Source organism: Paenibacillus sp. FSL H7-0942 (assembly GCF_045040715.1).
In the GTDB taxonomy this organism is placed as follows: domain Bacteria; phylum Bacillota; class Bacilli; order Paenibacillales; family Paenibacillaceae; genus Paenibacillus; species Paenibacillus amylolyticus.
The window spans coordinates 817,475-839,410 of record NZ_CP150279.1 but is presented as its reverse complement, the minus strand read 5'-3'; the positions used below and the strand labels follow the sequence as shown (position 1 = coordinate 839,410).

Annotated in this window: 14 protein-coding genes, 3 rRNA genes and 2 riboswitches; of the genes, 3 read left to right on the top strand and 14 right to left on the bottom strand. The window is 47.3% G+C overall.

From position 1 onward, the window contains the following. Window positions 1–219: 219 nt before the first annotated feature. From purB to MHI48_RS03835, 7 genes are all read right to left on the bottom strand, one after another. Entirely contained in the window at window positions 220–1,518 is a 1,299-nt protein-coding gene (gene purB, locus MHI48_RS03865) for an adenylosuccinate lyase (RefSeq protein ID WP_047840491.1), read from the bottom strand. After that, window positions 1,515–2,717: a 5-(carboxyamino)imidazole ribonucleotide synthase gene (gene purK / locus MHI48_RS03860; RefSeq protein WP_405143065.1), complete on the bottom strand. Its 1,203-nt coding sequence runs from the start codon at window positions 2,715–2,717 to the stop codon at window positions 1,515–1,517. Before purK ends, purB begins: the two co-directional genes overlap by 4 nt. Beyond that, entirely contained in the window at window positions 2,714–3,199 is a 486-nt protein-coding gene (gene purE, locus MHI48_RS03855; RefSeq protein ID WP_076320045.1) for a 5-(carboxyamino)imidazole ribonucleotide mutase, read from the bottom strand. The genes purK and purE overlap by 4 nt, the downstream gene beginning before the upstream one ends. A gap of 194 nt (window positions 3,200–3,393) precedes the next feature. After that, a riboswitch (purine riboswitch) is annotated at window positions 3,394–3,495 on the bottom strand. A gap of 270 nt (window positions 3,496–3,765) precedes the next feature. After that, window positions 3,766–4,200: a universal stress protein gene (locus tag MHI48_RS03850; RefSeq protein WP_047840488.1), complete on the bottom strand. Its 435-nt coding sequence runs from the start codon at window positions 4,198–4,200 to the stop codon at window positions 3,766–3,768. A gap of 222 nt (window positions 4,201–4,422) precedes the next feature. Then, window positions 4,423–4,686: a DUF1294 domain-containing protein gene (locus MHI48_RS03845; protein ID WP_017690702.1), complete on the bottom strand. Its 264-nt coding sequence runs from the start codon at window positions 4,684–4,686 to the stop codon at window positions 4,423–4,425. 126 nt (window positions 4,687–4,812) lie between these two features. Beyond that, window positions 4,813–4,950, bottom strand: coding sequence for a hypothetical protein (locus MHI48_RS03840; RefSeq protein WP_340019206.1), 138 nt, complete (start codon window positions 4,948–4,950; stop codon window positions 4,813–4,815). 74 nt (window positions 4,951–5,024) lie between these two features. Next, the gene (locus MHI48_RS03835) at window positions 5,025–7,154 is read right to left on the bottom strand and encodes a DNA topoisomerase III (RefSeq protein WP_405143062.1); all 2,130 of its coding nucleotides are present in this window, start codon (window positions 7,152–7,154) and stop codon (window positions 5,025–5,027) included. Window positions 7,155–7,524: 370 nt separating this feature from the next. Between MHI48_RS03835 and MHI48_RS03830 the strand changes: the two genes are divergently transcribed. Then, entirely contained in the window at window positions 7,525–9,459 is a 1,935-nt protein-coding gene (locus MHI48_RS03830; protein WP_405143060.1) for an amidase family protein, read from the top strand. Window positions 9,460–9,633: 174 nt separating this feature from the next. On the opposite strand, the gene MHI48_RS03825 is transcribed toward MHI48_RS03830, so the two are convergent. Continuing rightward, entirely contained in the window at window positions 9,634–10,641 is a 1,008-nt protein-coding gene (locus MHI48_RS03825) for a ketoacyl-ACP synthase III (RefSeq protein ID WP_405143058.1), read from the bottom strand. A 302-nt stretch (window positions 10,642–10,943) separates the two neighbouring features. Here MHI48_RS03825 and MHI48_RS03820 point away from each other — a divergent pair, with 302 nt between their 5' ends. Further along, window positions 10,944–11,498 (top strand): NADPH-dependent FMN reductase, encoded by a 555-nt coding sequence (locus MHI48_RS03820; protein ID WP_036668406.1) that lies wholly within the window; start codon window positions 10,944–10,946, stop codon window positions 11,496–11,498. 183 nt (window positions 11,499–11,681) lie between these two features. On the opposite strand, the gene rrf is transcribed toward MHI48_RS03820, so the two are convergent. The 6 genes from rrf to guaA form a co-directional block, all read right to left on the bottom strand. Then, window positions 11,682–11,797 (bottom strand): 5S ribosomal RNA (rrf, locus tag MHI48_RS03815). 78 nt (window positions 11,798–11,875) lie between these two features. Beyond that, window positions 11,876–14,801, bottom strand: a 23S ribosomal RNA gene (locus MHI48_RS03810). Window positions 14,802–15,170: 369 nt separating this feature from the next. Further along, window positions 15,171–16,723, bottom strand: a 16S ribosomal RNA gene (locus MHI48_RS03805). Together the 16S, 23S and 5S rRNA genes form the textbook arrangement of a ribosomal RNA operon. Before the next feature lie 760 nt (window positions 16,724–17,483). After that, on the bottom strand, window positions 17,484–18,860 hold the full coding sequence (locus MHI48_RS03800; protein WP_076320372.1) for an NCS2 family permease: 1,377 nt from the start codon (window positions 18,858–18,860) through the stop codon (window positions 17,484–17,486). Window positions 18,861–19,030: 170 nt separating this feature from the next. Next, window positions 19,031–19,130: riboswitch (purine riboswitch) on the bottom strand. Window positions 19,131–19,531: 401 nt separating this feature from the next. Further along, window positions 19,532–19,783, bottom strand: a complete 252-nt coding sequence (locus MHI48_RS03795) for a hypothetical protein (protein WP_133387496.1) — start codon at window positions 19,781–19,783, stop codon at window positions 19,532–19,534. Window positions 19,784–20,026: 243 nt separating this feature from the next. Then, window positions 20,027–21,565, bottom strand: coding sequence for a glutamine-hydrolyzing GMP synthase (guaA, locus tag MHI48_RS03790; RefSeq protein ID WP_036668199.1), 1,539 nt, complete (start codon window positions 21,563–21,565; stop codon window positions 20,027–20,029). A 174-nt stretch (window positions 21,566–21,739) separates the two neighbouring features. Between guaA and MHI48_RS03785 the strand changes: the two genes are divergently transcribed. Next, complete coding sequence (locus MHI48_RS03785) at window positions 21,740–21,934, top strand: hypothetical protein (RefSeq protein ID WP_405143055.1); 195 nt, start codon at window positions 21,740–21,742, stop codon at window positions 21,932–21,934. Window positions 21,935–21,936 lie beyond the last annotated feature (2 nt).

Genomic DNA, 21,936 nt, shown 5'->3' with positions numbered 1-21,936 from the left:
GTCCAATTCCCCTCTTCACGCGGGGCCACTCCGAATGCAGAACAACCTTCCGATCGCTGTTATCCCCTGATTTTTCTGATCCCCTTTCTCAAGGGGAAAATCCTGTGATAAAGGCGAGCGCTTTGCTTCTTCAGGTTTTTTTCTGCCTTCTCCGTTCCAGCGTGAACACATAATCAACCTATACTTTTAGAGAGTAGAATAATTCAAAACCTTAATATATTAGTCGTTCAAACCGAGTTTTTTGAAGATGGTGTCTACGTGCTTCAGGTGCCATGATGGGTTGAACGCATCTGCAATTTCTTCTTCGTTCAGCACTTCCGTGATTTCCGGTGTGGATTTCACGATATCCTGGAACTGGCGTTGTTCTTCCCATGCTTGCATCGCACGTGGTTGAACGGTATCGTATGCTTGCTCGCGGCTGAAACCTTTGTCGATCAGCTTAGTCATGATACGACCGGAGAATGGTACCCCGTAGGTGCGCTCCATGTTGCGTTTCATGTTTTCAGGGAATACTGTCAGGTTCTTCACGATGTTACCAAAACGGTTCAGCATGTAGTTCAGCAGCATCGTTGCATCCGGCAGAATGATACGTTCTACGGAAGAATGTGAGATGTCGCGTTCATGCCAAAGTGTTACGTTCTCGTATGCCGATACCATATGTCCGCGAATGACGCGGGACAGACCGGAGATGTTTTCACTACCGATCGGGTTACGCTTGTGCGGCATCGCGGAAGATCCTTTTTGACCTTTTGCAAAAGCTTCTTCCACTTCACGGAATTCACTCTTCTGCAGTGCACGTACCTCTGTAGCGAACTTGTCCAGGGACGTTGCGATCAACGCCAGTGTAGCCATATATTCTGCGTGACGGTCACGTTGCAATGTTTGAGTTGAGATCGGCGCAGGCTTCGTGCCCAGCTTCTCGCAGACAAACTCTTCAACAAACGGATCGATGTTCGCGTACGTTCCAACTGCGCCTGAGATTTTGCCGTATTGTACATTGTCTGCTGCATGACGGAAACGCTCGAGGTTCCGTTTCATCTCTTCATGCCACAATGCCATTTTCAGTCCAAATGTCGTTGGCTCCGCATGCACCCCGTGCGTACGTCCCATCATTGGTGTGTGCTGATAAGCCAATGCTTTTTCACGAAGAATTTCAATGAAATTCACGATATCCTTTTCCAGAATCTCATTGGCTTGACGCAGTACATAACCCAGAGCCGTATCCACGACATCTGTGGAAGTCAGTCCGTAGTGCACCCATTTCCGCTCCGCACCCAGACTTTCAGATACCGTACGTGTAAATGCGATAACGTCATGACGTGTTTCCTGTTCAATCTCATAGATGCGGTCGATGTCAAAAGATGCGTTCTGGCGAAGCAATGCTGCTTCTTCCTTAGGGATAACACCCAGTTCGGCCCACGCCTCACATGCACAAATTTCAACTTCCAGCCACGATTGGAATTTGTTTTCTTCGGTCCAGATGGCTCTCATTTCGGGTCTGCTATAACGTTCAATCATGAATTTGTATTCCTCCAAAGGTTAGTTTGTTCAATCCATTGCAATCCTTCTTCAACATCCTGACAGAGCATATTCACATGCCCCATCTTACGTCCTGTTTTTGCTTCGGTTTTACCATATATGTGAAGCTTGGGAATCACACCGAGCTCTATCGCTTCTGCATCAGGTTGCCCTGTTCTGGCGATAATGCCTTCCAGATGTTCTCCAAGCACATTGACCATAACAACTGGACTCAATAACGAGGTGTCCCCGAGTGGTAATCCGCAGATCGCACGGATATGTTGTTCGAACTGAGAAGTCGCACAAGCTTCCATCGTATAGTGACCGGAATTATGCGGTCTTGGTGCCAGTTCGTTAACGTACAGTCTTCCATCCGCCGCTACAAACAGTTCCACAGCCAGCAACCCAACAGCCTTCATCGATTCTGCCACCGCTGCTGCCAGCTTTTGCGCTTCAATCTGGATGTCTGTGGCAACTCTAGCCGGTACAATTGAAGCATGCAAAATGTTATTCACATGAATGTTCTCCGCTGGCGGGAACGTTTTGATCTCCCCATTTGTACTACGCGCTACAACGACCGAAATCTCGCATTCAAACTTGATGAATTGTTCCAGCACCAGTTCCGCACCAGTAGCTGCAAGTTCTTCATATGCGGCAACAGCCTGACTTGCTTCCCGGATGACCCGTTGACCTTTGCCATCGTAGCCTCCAGTCACCGTCTTCAGTACACACGGCACTCCAAGTTCGCTAACAGCAGCAAGCATCGTATCCACACTTGTGATCTCACGATAAGGCGCGACTCTTACTCCAGCAGCTTCGATCGCACGTTTTTCACGCAACCGATGTTGTGTGGTGTACAGTAACGCACTTCCTTGTGGAACGTAAGACTCACGCTCGAGCAGCCCAGCGACTTCTGCATCCACATTTTCGAATTCATACGTAATGACATCGCATTGCCGAGCCAGTTCAAGTGCAGCTTTGGCATCGTCATAACCAGCTTCAATCTGACGAGCAACTTGACCACAAGGCGCATCCGCAGCGGGATCAAGAGTAACGAATCGATACCCCATTGCCGTTCCTGCGAGCGTCATCATACGTCCGAGCTGTCCGCCCCCTAGAATGCCGATGGTTGTCTTCCCCGGCAGCAGGACATTTTTCAGCTCTCCTGCTATACCGGATTGGTTCCCTGTACTACTCATAGTTCTTCACTGCTTTCGAGTACTTCTTGTTTGATGCGCTCTCGGCGAGCTTCAGAGCGACGTTGGACATCCGAGTCAAAAGCACCGATCATTTGAGCTGCCAGCAATCCTGCATTCGTTGCCCCCGCCTTGCCAATCGCCACAGTTGCGACAGGAATACCACCAGGCATCTGAACAATGGACAACAAGGAATCGAGACCGTTCAATGCTTTGGATTGAACCGGTACGCCAATGACTGGAAGCATCGTTTTGGCGGCAACCATACCGGGTAGATGTGCTGCCCCGCCTGCCCCTGCAATGATCACCTTAAATCCTCGATCAATCGCCTGCTCTGCGTATTCAAACATCAGATCCGGTGTACGATGGGCGGAGACCACCTTTTTCTCATACCCAATCTCCAGCTCGTCCAGCACCTCGCACGCATGTTTCATCGTTTCCCAATCCGACTTGCTGCCCATAATTACAGCGACTTGCAGTGACATGAATACATCCAACTCCCGTCTGCGCTTTTTTGATTACATCTGACTATTAAGGGACTCTTATTACGTGTGAAATGAAAAAATCCGCTACCCGCGAAAACATCACATTTTCTCCGGACACCGGACTCCAAGAAATACGTATCCCTCATTTGGGCATGCCAAAAGGGGGCTTGCTGTCCGCATCTGGTTGCATGCGACTCTCAGCCGTATCTCCTCGTAGTCCGGAAATTTACGGTTCCCGGGTAGATACTTCCGGGCCCTATTCCCGGCGTTATACGAGCAAATATCTATCAAACTATCTTCGTTCATTTTTGAAATCTCTTATTACATATTTCGTTCCTACTCGACCTTATTCTTACCTGATCGACACATCTAACATTCTAACAATCCCCTACAGCTAATGTCAACTTAAAGACGAACATTTAACATATTGACAAATATAATGTTCGGAAATTGCTTCTTTAAATTCGCTTAACCATCCATTTCATCCCATAAAAGAAAGCCGGCTCCTCTTCAATCTCTCGAAGACAACCGGCTTCCTGCTTTTCAGTGCGTACACACTTCATCCATTATTTTACGATCAGTACTGGAACCTGCGCATGCTGAACCACATTGTGACTGACACTACCCAGGACAAATTCCCGAATACCACCCAGTCCGCGGCTACCAATAATAATGATATCAGAATCATTTTCTTTGGCAAAATCAAGCAACACTTCCGCAGCTGCTCCTTGAATCAGGTCCACATTGGCCGTTACACCCGCAGCCTGAATTCGTTCTTTCGCTTCATCTGTTGTCTGCACAGCCAGATTGTAGTAGTCATTATTAAGTGAAGGTGGCAGTGGAGCCAACCCCTCACCGATGAATACACGCGGGAAATCAAAAGCATGAATGACATCCAGTACTGCATTTGGGGACACTTTAGCTAGCTCAATCGCACGATCAAGTGCTTTATTTGAAGCTTTGGAACCATCATAAGCCACTAATATTTTGGAAAATAACATGTGAATCCCGTCCCTTCCTTTATATGTAGAGCACGCGAAGCAAGCTTCGGTCTGACATGTAATAAACTAACAGTTAAATAACAGAACCATGTAACTCCTTAAACGTTCCAGAGCCACAATGAACCATTTATACGAATGAATTTACATATCAGACGAATTAATGATACACCTTTCACTTCAGCGTAAGTCTTGTTCGAATGGTTACGCATGTGTTCCATGTGTTCATTGAATAAAGTAACCATAGATTACCGCATTCAAGAATAACAACAATGGAATGCCAATGGTGAAGCTTGGATGTTTAGTCTTATGCCTTTTCCGATACATCGCGATCCAGACTCCCAAAGCACCGCCTATAAATGCTAATAAGAATAACGTCCGTTCGGGTGTACGGTCACGACGCTGTTGTGCACGCCTCTTATCATCCGACATCACCAGATAACCAACTACATTAATAAATAAAAACCACAATATAAGTCCGGTTTGCATATAATTCTAGCGATCCCCCTGTCCCGGGACATCTCCCTGTCTCCATTATAGTCCTCATCAGAGACATGTTCAACGCACCGGATAGGGAACCGCAATTTTGTGTAATAACGCTAACCTCGCTCTGACCTAGGACTCCTGCTTTGGAATACCGTTCAGGCTTGGTGTTCTTTTGGCTGCTTTGTCCGGGCGCACAGCGATACTCTCTTCCCGAATACTGTCTTTGTTTTGCTGGTTATGAATTTTCTCTGGTTTATTATGCGGCATGTAGGTATCACCTCCTTGGCTTACGTTGCCTGAAAACGGAGTATCTTATACGACTTCAACTACCCTTAAGCGTGTTACTCTCCCTTTTTCTCCATAGCCGCCTTCAGCAGATCTCCAAGGTTAGACCCAATGGACTCCTGCTTCGCATATTGTTTCACCAGCTTTTGCTGATCGCGTTTGTTCACATGCTGTTTGTCCTTATCCAACGTTTCTGTAATACCACAAGGTAGACATTGTACGTATAACCCCGCCTTACCTTCTTTGATTTCCATCTTTTTGTGGCACTGCGCACAACGACGATTGGAGAGTCTCTTTTCTGCCGAACGACGATACCCGCAGTCCTCGGTAGGACATACAAGAAACTTGCCGCGCTTGCCCTTCTTCTCCAGCAAACGTGCATTACAGTCCGGACAATGGCTATTGGACACATTATGCGGCTGGTACTCTGCTTTGCTGCCTTTTACCGTAGACACCAGCTCTTTCGCCATGGATCGGATACTATCCAGAAACGGCCCCGGTTTCCCTTGCCCACGAGCGATGCGTTCCAGTTCAGCTTCCCAGCGGGCAGTCAGATCTGGTGAACGAAGCTGCGGGGCAGCCAGTTCAATCAACTGTTTTCCTTTACCGGTTGGATGCATGCTGTTGCCTTGACGATCTATTGTATCGGAACTGACCAGCTTCTCGATAATATCCGCACGTGTAGCTGGAGTGCCGAGTCCATGCTTTTCCATCTGGGAAAGCAAAGCAGCTTCGGTATACCGTTTGGGCGGCATCGTCCGTCCACTTTTAATATGGCAACGCTGAACCGTCACGGACTGCCCTTGCTGCACATCTGGCAAAAGCGCACGCTCATGGTCTGCTGCATCATCAGTACGGTCATCGTCATCATCGCTGTAATCACCGCCGTATACTTCACGCCATCCACTTTCTTTCGCCGTTGTACCTTTAACATGGAAGGAGTCATTCCCCACCTGAACCGTGATTGCAACCGAATCGTACTTCGCTGCCGGATAGAACAGGCTGATAAAACGACGTACGATCAGATCGTACAGTTTGCGTTCCTCTGGATTCAATTGATTCAAAAGCACCGTCTGCTCCGTGGGGATAATCGCATGGTGATCCGTAACTTTGCTGTCATCCACAATACGTTTGGTGATATTCAGATTTTTGCGCAGCAAAGGACGTGCCAAAGACGCATAAGGTCCAATGGCTACACTGTCCAAACGTTCTTTCAATGTAGCTGTCATATCGGAAGTCAGGTACCGGCTGTCCGTACGTGGGTACGTTACGAGCTTGTGCTGTTCGTACAGACGTTGCAGGACATTTGATGTTTGCTTTGCAGAGAAACCATATTTCCGGTTGGCATCCCGTTGCAGTTCCGTCAGATCATATGCCAGTGGATGTGGCTCTACTTTCTCGCTTTTCTTCACTTGGGCAATCGTGCCCTTGCGTCCGTCTACCCGTTTCTTCAATTCTTGTGTTTCCTGAGGGTCAAAGATTCGCGAATCTCCCCCAGCTGCCCGCCAGACAGCCTGAAAACCTCCCATGTCTGCCGTTAACGTCTCATACTCCTGCGAGCGGAAACCGTTAATTTCATTTTCCCTGTCCATAATCATGCCCAAGGTCGGGGTTTGTACCCGTCCAGCAGACAACTGAGCATTAAAACGAACGGTTAGTGCACGGGTCACGTTAAGTCCAATCATCCAGTCGGCTTCCGCCCGGCAGCGTGCAGATTCATAAAGACGGTCGAACTGACTGCCTGGCTTCAGCGAAGCAAATCCGTCTTTGATCGCCTTATCTGTCTGGGATGAAATCCACAGGCGTTTAAAAGGTTTTTTCCACCCTGCCATCTGCATAATCCAACGGGCCAGCAATTCTCCCTCACGGGCTGCATCCGTCGCAATGACAAGCTCACCCACATCCTGACGTTTCATTAACTGCTGCACGGCTTTATATTGATGATTGGTCTCTTTAAGTACTTTCAATTTCGTACGATCTGGCAGAATGGGCAGGTCCTCCAGATTCCATGTTGCATATTTTTTGTCGTAATCCTCCGGTTCAGCTAATCCAACCAGATGTCCAAGCGCCCAGGTAACGATATATTTCGGACCTTCCATATAACTTTTATGTTTATCACGCGCACCCATAACTCTGGCTATTTCGCGTGCTACAGATGGTTTTTCTGCGAGTACCAATGTCTTCACTTCATATCTCTTCCTCTCTGGTAGAACGTTATGTCTCTTTTATCCCTATCTTTTCATTATATCATTTCACACTAAAGGTATGCTCTGTCATCTCTACTTCCTAACTACTCGCATCCTGTAACCTCATGTTTAATCAACTTATCAAAATGATGTTATATTTATTCACATTATATTATGTAATAGTTTTTCTGAGTACATGTAAACAGAAGCATGAATAAGTATTAACACTGTAAAGTATTGATGTATACGTTTTTTTGGATAAATATAAACATTGTAAGATTACCTGACATAACTATACAATGTGTCAAAAGCATAGAAACAGAATCGCTGCTACACACATCAATGAGACACAGGAAGGGAGCGTGGATGCATGACTTATCATGGATCTGTATTGAAAAAAAGTGGGGCTTTGTTACTGGCAGGTGCTGTTGTTGCCACAACATGGGGAGGAACGGTACCTTCGGCATCAGCCGCAACGGCAACGCCTACGAGTAAAACAACAGTAGCAGCTGTATCCAAAGGAAAAGCGCCAGCAACTCCGGTAGCATTTGTTCAGGCTATGGAAGAAGCGGCTACACTTGCAGGTGTTCCTTTTACCATGGACAAGCTCTCCGGCACAACCGTACAACGTAAAGATGCTGCGGTCGCCTTGCAACAATGGCTCAAGCTGGATTCGACTACCGTATCATTCAAAGATGTTCCGGATGAAGCCACTTTCGCAGGTGCTGTTGGTGCATTGAATACGGCAGGGCTAATGAAAGGTTATACCGATTCCCTCTTCCTTCCAAACGCTGTACTTACCGAGAATGACCTCTCCATACTGAAAGACCGCATTTATAACTACATAAAACCGTTTGTCCTGGAGGAAGCAACCATCATGGATCTCCAGACTGCAATGACGAAAGGAAAACTGACATCAAAAGAGCTGGTTCAGAAATATCTGGACCGCATTGAGAAATACGATGATCAAGGTGTAAGCATCAACGCCGTATTAACCCTGAACCCGGATGCACTCCAAATTGCGGAGCAATTGGATGAAGAACGTGCAGCCCAAGGTGCCCGCGGGCCTCTGCATGGCGTTCCGATTCTGGTGAAAGACAATTTCGATACCAATGACATGCCGACAACCGCAGGCTGTATCTGTCTGAAAGATTCCGTCCCTGCTCACGATGCTGAACAAGTGAAGAAACTCAAAGCAGCTGGCGCCATTATTTTGGGCAAAACAAACCTGCATGAATTCGCATTTGGCATCACGACATCCAGCTCATTGGGTGGACAAACACTGAACCCTTACGCCCTGGATCACTATCCAGGTGGCTCAAGCGGTGGAACAGGCGCAGCCATTGCATCAAACTTTGCTGCAGCCGGCATGGGTACAGACACTGGCGGTTCGATCCGAATCCCATCCAGCTTCAACAGCCTTGTGGGTATCCGCCCAACCATCGGACTGTCCAGCCGTGAAGGCATTATCCCACTGGCTTTGACACAGGATGTAGGTGGACCTATGGCTCGTACGGTTAGTGACGCTGCAATTATGCTGGATGCTACAGCCGGCTATGATAAAAAGGATGTCGCTACAGCCTACGCGGTTGGCAAAATTCCATCCAGCTATACAGACTTCTTGGATGTAAACGGACTGAAAGGTGCACGCATCGGTGTGGCCACAGAACTCATCCCAAGTACCAAAGCTGAAGAAAAAGCCGTTGCTGACGTGATCAATACCGCTGTGGAAGAACTGAAGACACTGGGCGCTACCGCAGTTCCCATTTCCATCCCGAACTTGACTGAGATCAACAAATACCCAAGTCTCAGCGGATATGAATTCAAGTTCCAACTGAATGACTATCTGGACTCATTGGGTGCAAACGCTCCATATCACAGTCTGTCCGAGATCATCGCTTCCGGAGAGTTTGATAAGTCACAAGAACAATCCATGAAGACTCGGGATGCACGCCAAACGTTGGAGACTACCGAATACAAGGACATCGTCCTGAAACGCACCCAAGTTACACGTGAGTCCCTGCTGAAAGTTATGGCAGACAACAACCTGGATGCCATCATCTATCCTACGTCCACACAAGCCGCTGGTGTTATTGGCGAAGGACAAAACTCCGGTGGTAACAACCGATTGAGTCCTTTCTCCGGCTTCCCGGCGATTACGGTCCCTGCTGGTTTCACAACTGATGGTTTGCCAGTAGGCATGGAATTCCTTGGTCGTGCCTTTGATGAAGGAACCTTGATCAAGCTGGCTTACAGCTACGAACAAGGTACACATCACCGCCAAGCGCCTAAGCTTACGCCGTAAAATATTTATGGGATTAAGCAATTCCGGTTAACACAAAAAATAGATGCAATCATATCACTTTTTTGAAACGAGTTAACCCACTAAAGAGACCACCCTCTTCATGACAGCATGAAGTTTGGGTGGTCTCTTTTATGTTCTCTATTTATTTTTGTGTTGCATACCGTCGGATGTTACTCATTCCTGAACCTTGTCTGGCACGCCCCATTTCAGCACCAGACCTGCGTACGTCAGACCACCGCCAAAGCCAAAGAGAGCTACGTTCTGTCCTTCTTTCAATTTCCCTTCATCCACTGCAAGCTGTAAAGCAAGCGGAATGGAAGCAGCAGATGTGTTCCCCCGATACTCGACACTGGTTAAAGTACGTTCCAAAGGAACCGGACCACGTTCGCAAACAGCTTCAATCATTCTCATGTTGGCACTATGCGGGACAAACCAGTCAATCTGGTCAGGGCTTAATTCAGCTTTCGTTATAAGTTTACCCAATTGCTCTGGAATCGTCCGTACAGCCCACTTATAAATCTCTCGCCCATTCTGAACTAAACAACCTTCGCCCTGTAAAGGCACACCATTCATCTCCGAAGACAGACCACTCTTATAGAGATGTACACCGCCTTCTCCATGTGTACCTGATATGGCTGCCATAAAGTCACCTTCAGCACCCGTTGATCTCTCCACCAAGAAGGCCCCCGCTCCATCACCAAACAGTACACAAGTCGTGCGGTCTGTGTAATCCGTAATTTTGGATAATGTCTCTGCTCCAATAACCAGTACTTTGCGGTACATTCCACTGGTTACCAGACTGTCGGCTAGCTGCAACCCATAGGTAAAACCTGCACATGCAGCATTTAAATCTAGTACGCCGGTGTTTGGGATCTTAAGATTAGCCTGTACTCTGGATGCCGTACTTGGGAAAGCATATTCAGGTGTACTTGTAGCCACTAGGATCATATCCACATCTTCTACACTTACATCATAACGACGTATCATATCTTCTACAGCCTTCGTAGCTAGGTCAGATACAAATTGGTCTTCAGCTGCAATTCGCCGTTCTCTCATGCCAGTACGCTGTACGATCCATTCGTCACTTGTCTCGACTAATTTCTCCAGATCAGCATTCGTTAATATTCGATCCGGTACATACGTCCCCATTGCCGTGATGGTTGCCTTTGATTGATGATTCATACCGGTAGTCACCTCACTTGTTTTTTATCATTATAGCACTAAGTCTTAGTACTTGGTACTAATTTTATAAAATATTTATTATGATTCTTTCGTTAGTTGTTTATTTTAAAGTGATCTCTTCATTCTATTACCCAGAGCAATACAAACGATGGCATGCATTTTTTGATGAAGAATTGTGGATATTCCCTGACTAACATGAAGAATGCCTTAATTATATGCGTTTTTTATAGACAGCTCATTCAAACAGGAGGAAAATAAACAAATTGCCCTACATTACTAAAGAATAGAGTTGATCTATATCCATGAAAAAAGAATTAAATATCCTTGCCATTTCCGGAAGTCTGCGCAATCAGTCCTCCAATACGTTACTAATGCACGCCATGATTAAACTGGCTCACACTAACCTTAAGTTTGAAGTATATGATGGATTAAATGATCTGCCGCATTTTAACCCTGACCTCGATGTCGAGGAGGGTCCAGTGTCCGTACAGAACTTGAGAGCCCAACTTAAGCATTCGGACGGTGTCCTTATCTGCACGCCAGAGTATGGAAACGGCGTTCCTGGGGTCTTAAAAAACGCACTAGATTGGGTTGTATCTTCTGGAGAATGGCTCAATAAACCCACCATTGTCATTGCTGCTTCCCCAAGCCCCATGGGAGGTGACAAAGCCCATGCTTCCTTATTGCTCACACTAAACATGATTAATGCACAAGTTCTACAGGAGGGCTGTTTAACCATTCCTCATATTACATTGAAAATGAACAAACAAGGCGTCATCATTGATTCGGAAACCCAGCATGCATTGCAGAACTCCCTTACAATCCTTGGGGAGGCTTGCAACCAAATGAAAGTATAGACAGATGTTGTACTTAAATCGATGATAGAGAAGAAATGATCCTTTTAAAGTTATTTAACATGCTCATAAATAATGAAATAGTAAACAGCCTTGGTTATTTACCAGGGCTGTTAAGGTTTATATAAGTATTTAGGATTAAAACAAAAAAGACACACTCGATATCATCAAGTGTGTCTTCCTATTGCTTGGCGGCGTCCTACTCTCCAGGACCCTGCGGTCCAAGTACCATCGGCGCTAGAGGGCTTAACGGTCGTGTTCGGGATGGGTACGTGTGGAACCCCTCCGCCATCGCCACCAAACGCATAGCTTAGCTTACATTCAGAGATCGTTCTCTGAAAACTAGATTCGAAACGAAACACGCGAATTACAACTTGCTATTGGATAAGCCCTCGACCGATTAGTACTGGTCAGCTCCATGCATTGCTGCACTTCCACCCCCAGCCTATCTACCTCGTCGTCTTCAAGGGGTCTTACATACTGGGAAATCTCATCTTGAGGGGGGCTTCACGCTTAGATGCTTTCAGCGTTTATCCCGTCCGTACATAGCTACCCAGCGGTGCTCCTGGCGGAACAACTGGTACACCAGCGGTACGTCCATCCCGGTCCTCTCGTACTAAGGACAGCTCCTCTCAAATTTCCTACGCCCACGACAGATAGGGACCGAACTGTCTCACGACGTTCTGAACCCAGCTCGCGTACCGCTTTAATGGGCGAACAGCCCAACCCTTGGGACCTACTTCAGCCCCAGGATGCGATGAGCCGACATCGAGGTGCCAAACCTCCCCGTCGATGTGGACTCTTGGGGGAGATAAGCCTGTTATCCCCAGGGTAGCTTTTATCCGTTGAGCGATGGCCCTTCCATGCGGTACCACCGGATCACTAAGCCCGACTTTCGTCCCTGCTCGACTTGTAGGTCTCGCAGTCAAGCTCCCTTATGCCTTTGCACTCTTCGAATGATTTCCAACCATTCTGAGGGAACCTTTGGGCGCCTCCGTTACTCTTTAGGAGGCGACCGCCCCAGTCAAACTGCCCACCTGACACTGTCCCCGCACCGGATTACGGTACCAGGTTAGAACCTAGATACGATCAGGGTGGTATCCCAACGTTGCCTCCACGCAAGCTGGCGCTCACGTTTCAAAGGCTCCCACCTATCCTGTACAGATCGTACCCAAATTCAATATCAAGCTGCAGTAAAGCTCCATGGGGTCTTTCCGTCTTGTCGCGGGTAACCTGCATCTTCACAGGTATTAAAATTTCACCGGATCTCTCGTTGAGACAGCGCCCAAGTCGTTACGCCATTCGTGCGGGTCAGAATTTACCTGACAAGGAATTTCGCTACCTTAGGACCGTTATAGTTACGGCCGCCGTTTACTGGGGCTTCGGTTCACAGCTTCGGATTGCTCCTAACCACTCCCCTTAACCTTCCAGCACCGGGCAGGCGTCAGCCCGTATACTTCGCCTTACGGCTTCGCACAGACCTGTGTTTTTGCTAAACAGTCGCTTGGGCCTTTTCACTGCGGCCCCCTCGTGCTATTCACACTACCGGGGCACCCCTTCTCCCGAAGTTACGGGGTCATTTTGCCGAGTTCCTTAACGAGAGTTCTTCCGCGCGCCTTAGAATACTCTTCTCGCCTACCTGTGTCGGTTTGCGGTACGGGCACCATCACCTGGCTAGAGGCTTTTCTTGGCAGTGTGAGATCATGACCTTCGCTACTATAATTTTCACTCCCCATCACAGCTCAGCCTTACAATGTGCGGATTTGCCTACACATCAGCCTTACTGCTTAGACGGACATCCATCAGTCCGCGTCACTACCCTACTGCGTCCCCCCATTGCTCATAACGGCTTACGGTGGTACAGGAATTTCGACCTGTTGTCCTTCGACTACGCCTTTCGGCCTCGCCTTAGGTCCCGACTTACCCTGAGCGGACGAGCCTTCCTCAGGAACCCTTAGGCTTTCGGCGGATCAGATTCTCACTGATCTTTTCGTTACTCATACCGGCATTCTCACTTGTATAATGTCCAGCGCTCCTTACGGTACACCTTCAACCCTTATACAACGCTCCCCTACCCCTGATGCAAAGCATCAAGCCATAGCTTCGGTGGTGTGTTTAGCCCCGTTACATTTTCGGCGCAGAGTCACTCGACCAGTGAGCTATTACGCACTCTTTCAATGATGGCTGCTTCTAAGCCAACATCCTGGTTGTCTGTGCAACTCCACATCCTTTCCCACTTAACACACACTTGGGGACCTTAGCTGATGGTCTGGGCTGTTTCCCTTTTGACAATGGATCTTAGCACTCACTGTCTGACTCCCGGAAGTAAGTCTATGGCATTCGGAGTTTGACTGAGCTTGGTAACCCTTGCGGGCCCCGCACCCAATCAGTGCTCTACCTCCACGACTCTGTTTTCCGAGGCTAGCCCTAAAGCTATTTCGGGGAGAACCAGCTATCTCCGAGTTCGATTGGAATTTCTCCGCTACCCCCACCTCATCCCCGCATTTTTCAACATGCGTGGGTTCGGGCCTCCAGTGCGTGTTACCGCACCTTCACCCTGGACAGGGGTAGATCACCCGGTTTCGGGTCTACGTCCACGTACTAAGTCGCCCTATTCAGACTCGCTTTCGCTGCGGCTCCGGCTCTTCACCTTAACCTTGCACGGGAACGTAACTCGCCGGTTCATTCTACAAAAGGCACGCCATCACCCCTAAAACGGGCTCTGACTTTTTGTAAGCACACGGTTTCAGGTTCTATTTCACTCCCCTTCCGGGGTGCTTTTCACCTTTCCCTCACGGTACTGCTTCACTATCGGTCGCTAGGAAGTATTTAGCCTTGGCAGATGGTCCTGCCGGATTCATACGGGGTTTCACGTGCCCCGCACTACTCGGGATCCGTCTCGGAGGGAACAGACTTTCAACTACAGGGCTTTTACCTTCTTTGGCGGGCCTTTCCAGACCTCTTCGCTTAACCGGTTCCTTTGTAACTCCATGTGAGACGTCCCACAACCCCAAAGAGCAAGCTCTTTGGTTTGGGCTTCTCCGCGTTCGCTCGCCGCTACTGACGGAATCACTATTGTTTTCTCTTCCTCAGGGTACTTAGATGTTTCAGTTCCCCTGGTATGCCTCTACACAACCTATGTATTCAGTTGTGAGTAACTGGAAATTACCCCAGCTGGGTTTCCCCATTCGGACACCCCCGGATCAAAGCTTGCTTACAGCTCCCCGAGGCAGTTTCGTTGTTCGCCACGTCCTTCATCGGCTCCTAGCGCCTAGGCATCCTCCGTGTGCTCTTAGTAGCTTAACCATTTTGTTCCGGTTTCGGTCGCTCGCTTCCCTTGTTTTGCTTGCGCAAAGCCAAAAGTCGCTCTCACCCGATACCATCACAAAAGCAATTTAACTACCTTTATAAACACTTCACTTGTTTACACAAGATCAGCTTAAAGGAATGTTCTAATTCGCGTTTGTTTCGTTTCGATATCTAGTTTTCAAAGAACAAGCTCCATGCAAAAGCAAGCTGTTTGAGAGTTTGAGCTCTCAAAACCGAACAACGAGTGAGTGTTTTGTGCTCTTCATTTCATCCACACCGAAGTGACGGACCGAAATGAATCGCTGTTGCAGGTTCTAAGAACCTGCTTATTTGAATGTTTCCGTTGCAGGAAACGATTCTCCATAGAAAGGAGGTGATCCAGCCGCACCTTCCGATACGGCTACCTTGTTACGACTTCACCCCAATCATCTATCCCACCTTCGGCGGCTGGCTCCTTGCGGTTACCCCACCGACTTCGGGTGTTATAAACTCTCGTGGTGTGACGGGCGGTGTGTACAAGACCCGGGAACGTATTCACCGCGGCATGCTGATCCGCGATTACTAGCAATTCCGACTTCATGCAGGCGAGTTGCAGCCTGCAATCCGAACTGAGACCGGCTTTGTTGGGATTGGCTCCATCTCGCGATTTCGCAGCCCGTTGTACCGGCCATTGTAGTACGTGTGTAGCCCAGGTCATAAGGGGCATGATGATTTGACGTCATCCCCACCTTCCTCCGGTTTGTCACCGGCAGTCTATCTAGAGTGCCCATCCGAAATGCTGGCAACTAAATATAAGGGTTGCGCTCGTTGCGGGACTTAACCCAACATCTCACGACACGAGCTGACGACAACCATGCACCACCTGTCTCCTCTGTCCCGAAGGAAAGATACATCTCTGCATCGATCAGAGGGATGTCAAGACCTGGTAAGGTTCTTCGCGTTGCTTCGAATTAAACCACATACTCCACTGCTTGTGCGGGTCCCCGTCAATTCCTTTGAGTTTCAGTCTTGCGACCGTACTCCCCAGGCGGAGTGCTTAATGTGTTAACTTCGGCACCAAGGGTATCGAAACCCCTAACACCTAGCACTCATCGTTTACGGCGTGGACTACCAGGGTATCTAATCCTGTTTGCTCCCCACGCTTTCGCGCCTCAGCGTCAGTTACAGCCCAGAGAGTCGCCTTCGCCACTGGTGTTCCTCCACATATCTACGCATTTCACCGCTACACGTGGAATTCCACTCTCCTCTTCTGCACTCAAGTCACCCAGTTTCCAGTGCGATCCGGGGTTGAGCCCCGGGATTAAACACCAGACTTAAATGACCGCCTGCGCGCGCTTTACGCCCAATAATTCCGGACAACGCTTGCCCCCTACGTATTACCGCGGCTGCTGGCACGTAGTTAGCCGGGGCTTTCTTCTCAGGTACCGTCACCTTGAGAGCAGTTACTCTCCCAAGCATTCTTCCCTGGCAACAGAGCTTTACGATCCGAAAACCTTCATCACTCACGCGGCATTGCTCCGTCAGGCTTTCGCCCATTGCGGAAGATTCCCTACTGCTGCCTCCCGTAGGAGTCTGGGCCGTGTCTCAGTCCCAGTGTGGCCGATCACCCTCTCAGGTCGGCTACGCATCGTCGCCTTGGTGAGCCGTTACCTCACCAACTAGCTAATGCGCCGCAGGCCCATCCCCAAGTGACAGATTGCTCCGTCTTTCCAGTTTCCTTCAGGCGAAGAAAACAATTATTCGGTATTAGCTACCGTTTCCGGTAGTTGTCCCAAACTTGAGGGCAGGTTGCCTACGTGTTACTCACCCGTCCGCCGCTAAGTATCAAGGAAGCAAGCTTCCTATCAACTCCGCTCGACTTGCATGTATTAGGCATGCCGCCAGCGTTCGTCCTGAGCCAGGATCAAACTCTCCAATAAAGTATTGAAAAGAGCGATAAGCTCATTTTGAATCTGACGAGATTAAAAATCTCATTTGTGCTCCAGTCGATTCAAGCCAAGGCTTGTTTCAAACTTTCGCGTTCATTCTGCAAGCAGAATATTTACTCACTCGTTGTTCAGTTTTCAAAGATCAAACTTGTTTCGTTACTAAATATTGTTCTCTTCAGCAACTCTTATATAGTATCATGTCCGAACCAACTTTGCAAGCTCTTTTTTTAAGTTTCTTTCGAAGCTTATTTCAATCGCTTGCCGCACCGTGTAAATCGTGTTTTTTTGGCCGGAAATAGAATATACCATGTACAGTTATGAAACGCAAGTCTTTTTTAGATAAACATTAAATTCTTATAAAATGAGTACCCTGTAGACCTTTTAACAAGTATCTCCTTATAACCAGCTAAATGATACATCTGCGCACTAACTTTAATGATCGGAGTAATTAAAAAAGGTTTTTCATATAATTCCTAATCCAATTATAGAGAAATTATGTTGTATACAGTACATACTCATCACGTTATAGAACTTATTAACCGCTGATTTCATTGGATAAACAACCAACAGATCTTAGAACATTATACTCATTCCTTCTATATAGAAGGAAAACATTTTTGTAATTCATTTTTGCTCAAGAAAAGAATGCAAAAAAAGCGAAAGCTCCGGGTTTAAATCCCGTGGCTTCCGCTTCTTTCATATATAAGGTATCAAACTTATCTCCGTATTCTTCATTAAACCTAATGTACGCTTACTCCCCGCCAATAAATACGTATCGGCAGACTACGATGAGCGCCAAGATCCACATAAGCCAGTGAATTTTCACTTTACGCTCTGTAACCAAGTTACTGAACACCGCCAGAATTACATAAGATACGATACCTGCGGAGATCCCGTTTGCGATTCCACCTGTGAAAGGCATCAATACAATGGTAAGGAACGCAGGGAAAGCTTGCAGGAAATCATCCCACTCAATGCTGCGCACTTGACTCATCATAAGTACACCCACGATGATCAATGCCGGAGCCGTCGCAGCGGATGGAACAACCAGCGCAAGCGGTGCGATAAACAGGGCCAAAATGAACAATAAACCTGTCGTTACCGAAGTCAGTCCTGTACGTCCACCTGCCTCAACACCTGAAGCACTTTCAACGTATGCCGTAATGGTACTTGTACCTAGTGCAGCACCTGCGCTGACACCAACTGCATCGACGAGCATCGCTTTACCGATCGTTTTCTCGCCTTTTTTCTTATCCTTCATAATCCCCATACGCGTTGCAGTACCTACCATCGTACCAAACGTGTCGAACAATTCAACGAAGGTAAAGATGAAGATGATCTCGAACAATCCGAGACTGATGGCACCTTTCAAATCCAGCTGTCCAACCGCCAGATCACTGAAGTTAGGCAACCAGCTTGCGCCTGAAAGACCACTCAGATTCGTAACTCCCATCGGAATACCAATCAGCGTTGTTGCTACGATCCCGATCAGCAGAGCGCCTTTGACGCGCATAACCATCAATATAGCAATAAGGAGCAAACCAATCAGTGCAAGCAAAGCATCGTGGTGCGTTATAAAGTTTCCCAATGACAAGTTAAAACTGCTACCTGGAATCGGCTGACTCAGATCTGCGTCTGGCGCAACATTAACTGTTACAGCCACGAGATTAGCAAGTTTGAAACCAATAATGGTAATAAAGAGACCGATACCAACCGTAATGGCCATTTTGATCGACTGCGGAACTGCAACAAGCAGCATTTGACGAATCTTCGTCACGGTCAAAATAATGAACACGATACCGGAAAGGAATACCGCTCCGAGAGCTGCTTGCCAAGTAATCGCTCCATTCGAACTTAGAACGACAGTCATGAAGTACGCATTCAGCCCCATACCTGGTGCAAGTGCGATCGGAATATTCACGAACAATCCCATAATAATAGTCATTAATCCGGCGCCGACGGCTGTTGCAAAGAATACTGCATTATCCGACATCCCCGCACCGGCTTGTCCCAAGAACAACGTATTTACAAAAAGAATGTAAGCCATTGTCATAAACGTAGTGAGACCCGCAACAATCTCCGTTCTAACGTTTGTTCCGTTTTCTTTTAATTTAAAGAAACGATCCATAATTACTAACTCCCCCTTAGAGATGTTGAAGCCATATTGAAAAACGACAAATGACCCTGATGAAGATTCTTCACCCAGGGTTCAGCTGACAAGGAGTGGCATGATGCCTTTACTAAGAACAAAAAAATTCTAATGTGCGTGATGTCCCCGCAATCATGTAGAATTCATGTGCTTAGCCTTCTCCTCTTCGTAGCCAGATCATTAGGGTGATCTCGTAGAGACTCCCGGGCCAATCCCCAGGATTATACGAATAAGTATGCGCTATTTGTTTGTTTCCCATCACTATTTTAGGAGGGCAGTATGTTTTTGTCAATGAGAAAAACGAATATTAATATCAAGCTTTTAGAATATCGTTCGTATTATTTAACAGATTGAACCAGTTCAGCGGTTTACAACCCAATTGAATACGCTTTTTTCAGTGTAATCTCAATGGGATATGTCCATTCTTTCAGACTGAAAGTTCCGCAGGATAACATAAAAAGCTAGCCTGATCAAAGAGCAGAAGCGCTCTAATCAGGCTAGCTTATATTTCTGATGCGTTTTAGCAATCAGGTGAATGATGATCTAGGAATAACGATATCTCGTATTCCGAAGACTTATACTCATTAGGTATATGGAGCAATTTGCGACATGTTCCGGAGCTATTTTTTACCGGATCAGTCCTATGTTAATTAAATCTCTGTCTGCGGAGTATCCTGTATATCTTGTTGTTCCTGATTTGTGTTCGTTGTTGTGTCAGAGGATAACTCCTGGTTTCTGGTCTGATCGGAAGAAGCATCCGCTGCCTCTAAGTTCACAAATGGAAAGTCCCCCGAACCGGAAGCCAGGTCTTGCATACCTGAACCGCATCCTGCCAGCATCACCATCAGAAACGCACTTCCAATGCCCATCTTCCATTTGCTCATATAGTCGGTTTTACGCATACATTCAATTCTCCTTTCAGTAGCCATATAGCTCTTAGTATGTACTTATTGTACAGGCCCGACCTGAAAGGATCATGAAGTCAACTTTAAAATGGGATTAATTTTGAGAGTTTATTACTTGTAATAAGTAGCCCTACAAAAATTTGATCACAATATTCTTCTTAATAAAAAAAACGCCCTTTTATTTGCGAAATACCGCAGATAAAAGAGCATTTTTTAAATCTATCGTTAAGAGTCTATATCCTATTCCCACTCGATTGTTGCAGGTGGTTTGGAAGTTACGTCATAGACGATACGGTTTACGTTATCAACTTCGTTAACGATCCGTACGGAGATTTTCTCCAGCACATCCCAAGGGATACGTGCCCAGTCCGCAGTCATACCGTCGATGGATGTTACTGCACGAATACCTACGGTGTAGGAATACGTACGTGCATCACCCATAACGCCGACACTCTTCATGTTAGGCAGGGCTGTGAAGTACTGCCAGATTTCGCGGTCGAGACCGGCTTTGGCAATCTCTTCACGCAGGATGTAGTCTGAATCACGAACGATGGTAAGTTTCTCTTCGGTAACCTCACCAAGAACACGGATCGCAAGACCCGGACCAGGGAACGGCTGACGGTGTACAATTTCGTCCGGCAAGCCACACTCGGTACCGACTTTACGTACTTCATCCTTGAACAACGTGCTCAGTGGCTCGATCAGTTTGAAGTTCATGTCCTCAGGCAGACCGCCCACGTTGTGGTGGGATTTGATGGTCTGTGCAGTCGCTGTACCACTTTCTACGATGTCCGTGTACAGTGTACCTTGTGCCAGGAATGCAAAGTCATCGAACTGCTTGGACTCTTCGTCAAATACGTAAATAAACTCGTTACCGATGATTTTACGTTTTTGTTCTGGATCATCCACGCCAGCCAGTTTGGACATGAAGCGCTCTTGTGCATCAATTTTGACAACTTTCATGTCGAATTTGCCGACAAACGTCTCCATTACACTTTCTGCTTCACCTTTACGCAACAGACCGTGGTCGATAAACATACATGTCAGTTGATCACCAATGGCTTTGTGAAGCAATGCAGCTACAACGGAAGAATCTACACCGCCGCTAAGCGCACACAGTACTTTACTGTCGCCAACTTTTTCACGAATGTCTTTGATCGTGTCATCGATGAATGTCTCCATCGTCCAGTTGCCTTCGCAACCACAAACTTCGAACAGGAAGTTACGAATCATGTCGTTACCGCGAACAGAGTGACGTACTTCCGGATGGAACTGAACAGCATACAATTTACGTTCATCGTCACTCATGGCAGCGATTGGCGCACTTTCCGTGCCTGCATCCAGTTTGAAACCTGGAGGAAGTGTAACCACGTGGTCACCGTGACTCATCCATACGGTATGTTCGCCTTCAATGCCTTTTGCCAGTGTAGATCCAGCGGCAAACTCAAGGTCTGCTTTACCGTACTCTCGCTTCTCGGAACGTTCTACTTTACCTTCGAGCTGCTGGGCCATAAGCTGCATCCCGTAGCAGATACCGAAGATCGGCAAGCCCAGGTCATAGACACCTGGGTCCACGTGTGGAGCATTCTCAGCGTATACGCTGGACGGACCACCTGAAAATACGATCCCTTTTGGTGCTATTTCTGCGATCTTTTCCGCCGGTGTATTATACGGCAAAAGCTCGCTGTATACGCCAAGATCCCGGATTCTTCTGGCGATTAACTGATTGTATTGCCCCCCGAAGTCAAGGACAACTACAATTTCATTCTGTTTATTCATAACCGTGCCTCCCTCAATTCAATGAAACTAATTATACGCAACGACAAAACATACCGTCAAGGAAAGGCGAAACTCCTTTTTTCGACATATCAAAACAGGATTACCAAATGCCTCTAAATATGAAATTTCGAACAGAAAAGCTTGGCAGCAAGATGCTGGTTCAAGTGTATGATCGTGGAAAGACGCCTCGTTCGCAGCGCAGCGCGAAAGGCGTCTTATGTATGGCATGCAGCGATGAACCAAACGCTTCATTTAGTTAACAATGCGCCAGCAATGGAGATCTTCATCTGCCCACAAGTGGCCAAGCTCTATTGGAAAGCGATAGCGACTGTATGGCAGCTGCTTCGCATCTTTGGTGTAACGTTGTAACA